This is a genomic window from Coleofasciculus sp. FACHB-712 (assembly GCF_014695635.1).
In the GTDB taxonomy this organism is placed as follows: Bacteria; Cyanobacteriota; Cyanobacteriia; order Cyanobacteriales; family FACHB-T130; genus FACHB-T130.
Genome location: NZ_JACJOQ010000203.1, coordinates 1 through 2,716, shown reverse-complemented (window position 1 = coordinate 2,716; position 2,716 = coordinate 1). Strand labels below are relative to the sequence as shown.

The following is a 2,716-nucleotide window of genomic DNA, read 5'->3' as shown; positions in this document are numbered from 1 at the left end:
TTAAGGTCGTTGAATTGTCTGAGCGCATACCGGGCAACTGCTAAACTCAACCGTGCCCGTTCGCTCTCCGATAACTCATCCCACTCAACTGGGCGGGCAATTTCAGCTTCCGAGCCTCGCATGGCGGAAGCCAAAGGACGCGCCCATACCTGCAACACATCTTCTCCCCATTCCGGCAGCAGCTCTTGAACGCACTGTACCATCTGATCCGCGATTGACAGAGGGCTTGATACAACCTGTTGGGCTTTGTGAGCGATCGCATCCAGCCAAGCTTGGGGAACGCGGGCAGCAAACCGCTCGCTTAAACTAGATGTAACTGCGATCGCTGCTGTCGGTACAACTGCCACATTTGTATTTGCCCAGCATTCATCGAACTTTGCATAGAGTGCTTGCGACCCCCTACTGATTTCTTCATCTAACCATCCCTCAAGTTCAAACTCTTGTTCCAACTCTGTCCAATAGGCTTCCACATTTGGATCGGCTGGATTCCAGGGATAGGGAGCTTCTTCAGGCTGGAGGAGTGCCTCTAGCAGTTCTGCTTGCACTTGAGAAAGAGAATTCTCATAAAATCCTTCGATTGATTTCCTTGCCATCATGATGCTCCTGTGTATTGATATACCGTTCTTGGCAGGGGTAGCTACAGCGGCACTTTGGCGAGTTCCGTAAATATTATTTAGCACTCAGTATTCTGTAGGGCGATCGCTTTTACCGTGCCCTAGAACTTCGTACTATCTTGAATAATGAACTCCCAAGTTTGACCCTGCATACTCCCAAACTTTATCTGGTCTCCCGATTGCAAAGGCACTTCCGGATGATAGACTTTCTGCCATCCACTAGGTCTTAAAATGAACGTGCCGTAACGAGATTTATCTTTTAGAAAGTAAGTAAGTTTACCGTCTGGGAGAGCATCGCAAATAATTTCAGCGTGCTGCCGAGAAACTTCCTGTTTTTCAATCACCAAGTCGTTTCCCTTAGGATTACGCCCCACTCGCAAACTCGTGCCACTAATTGGCGAAACTTTGCTGGTTACTCCTAACGGACGAAGATAGGCAGAGGGAGTAGATAAATCGTGCCCGGATGACTTCACATCCACCGGCAGTATCGTCACTTCCTCGCCAATTGGTCGAATCAACTCACCCTCAAAATCTGGGTGCATATACAGAACCGGCAAAGTCCAGGCAGGTTGGTTGAACTTGTAAAGCGTCAACAACTTTTGCCTTGCTACCGCCACCGCCTCATCTATAGGCATCCGTGCTGCCAGAGCTTGTGCAAAAGCCTGAATAAACGACAGAGCCTCCTCGTCGGCAATCGAGTCGCGCATTCCCAAAACTGCTGGAACACCGTGATGAATTAATACCTCTGCCAAACTGCTGCGCGGCAAACTTTGTTGGTTGTGCCGCTCTGGTTGAGCGCCCCAACAAGCATTAAACACCGCTAGCGTCACTTGACAGCGAACCAAAACCTGGGCTAACTCCGTGCCATTGATCCTGGCATCAGGTCGCAAAAACAGTAATCCACCATCCGCTGCTGGGATGCCATGACCGGCATAGAACAAGATGTTGTAATTTTCTGTTTCCAGGCGTGAAATCAATTCTGCTTTTGTAGGTTGTAAAAGCGTATCTACCTGGCACAGGACTGTTGCACCAGTATGTTCGCCATCTGGGTGTAAGTCTGGTCGTCCGCAGCGTTCCAAAATATTAGCCAGCGCCTCCGCTTCTTGTTCCAGCTGCAAGCTGGGAGCGACTTCGCTTTCTGTATCGTGTCCCAGTACCAACAGGATGTTTAAAGCCTGCTCTAAGCGCTGGGGTGGAAGCGGATCAACCGCATTGCTGGTACGACTAAACAATAGTTGTTGTGATAGAGAAATCGCTTGTTTCCCTGGTTCGGGCTGCATAATTTCCCAAGGCACAGGAATTAAGTCTGGGTCTCGAATTTCTAAGCGCAGCCGCAGACGTTTTTTTTGCCCAATTGCAATTCCCTGGCTTTGAGCGAAACTATTTTGAATTTCCCCGTCAAATAACCACTTCCAGAGGCTAATCCCTAAATCTTGCATCAAACGAGCCGTATACGGAAGTGCTTGACCGTTGACATTCAGGGCGTCGAGTGGCACTGTCAATGCGGGAGGGTTTGCCTGATGTACCAGCGGAACATCAGGGAGTCCCCGTGGGGAAAACATTTCCTGCCATGCCAGCCACTTTTGGGTCAACATTTCAGGCCACGTACAGTCATGCAGAACGTGACCACCCGGACAGGGTGCTTTCATCACCCAAATGGCAAAATGTTCTGCCCCAAGGGAAGTTTTGGAGAGCCGATTGATGGCTAAACTGAGGCAGGGATTCTCAGACTGGGACATTCTAAAGACATTAACCTTAAACCTAGCACTATACGAGGTTTTTTATCAGTCTACCCGAACAACAGGGGAATACTCACCGAATATTCTTCACTCGCTCTTATCACCTCAAATAGGGTAAACAAGGTTATTGAAGAGATATTTTAGCTTTAGCGATTCACTATCAATCGTTTTTGGGCAGTGAATCGTGAGTAATGGGTGGCAAGTCTCTGGCAGTCGTCACTGGCAGCAAAAGACAACTGACCTAGAGACGCGATTCATCGCATCTTTACCAATTGACGAATGACTCCTGATTAGCGACTACCCAAGAACACCTAACCCTGACAAAAACCGAAGTCCTAACAATTAAAGGCTAGCAACTAATTG

2 protein-coding genes are annotated in these 2,716 nt (G+C 48.6%); both read right to left on the bottom strand.

Annotated features, from left to right (window positions below; all coding sequences use genetic code 11):
- Positions 1-596 (bottom strand): hypothetical protein (locus H6F50_RS05735; protein WP_190427320.1); only part of this gene is annotated, 596 nt, incomplete at its 3' end.
- A gap of 119 nt (positions 597-715) precedes the next feature.
- Positions 716-2,353: a CHAT domain-containing protein gene (locus tag H6F50_RS05730; RefSeq protein WP_190427317.1), complete on the bottom strand. Its 1,638-nt coding sequence runs from the start codon at positions 2,351-2,353 to the stop codon at positions 716-718.
- Positions 2,354-2,716 lie beyond the last annotated feature (363 nt).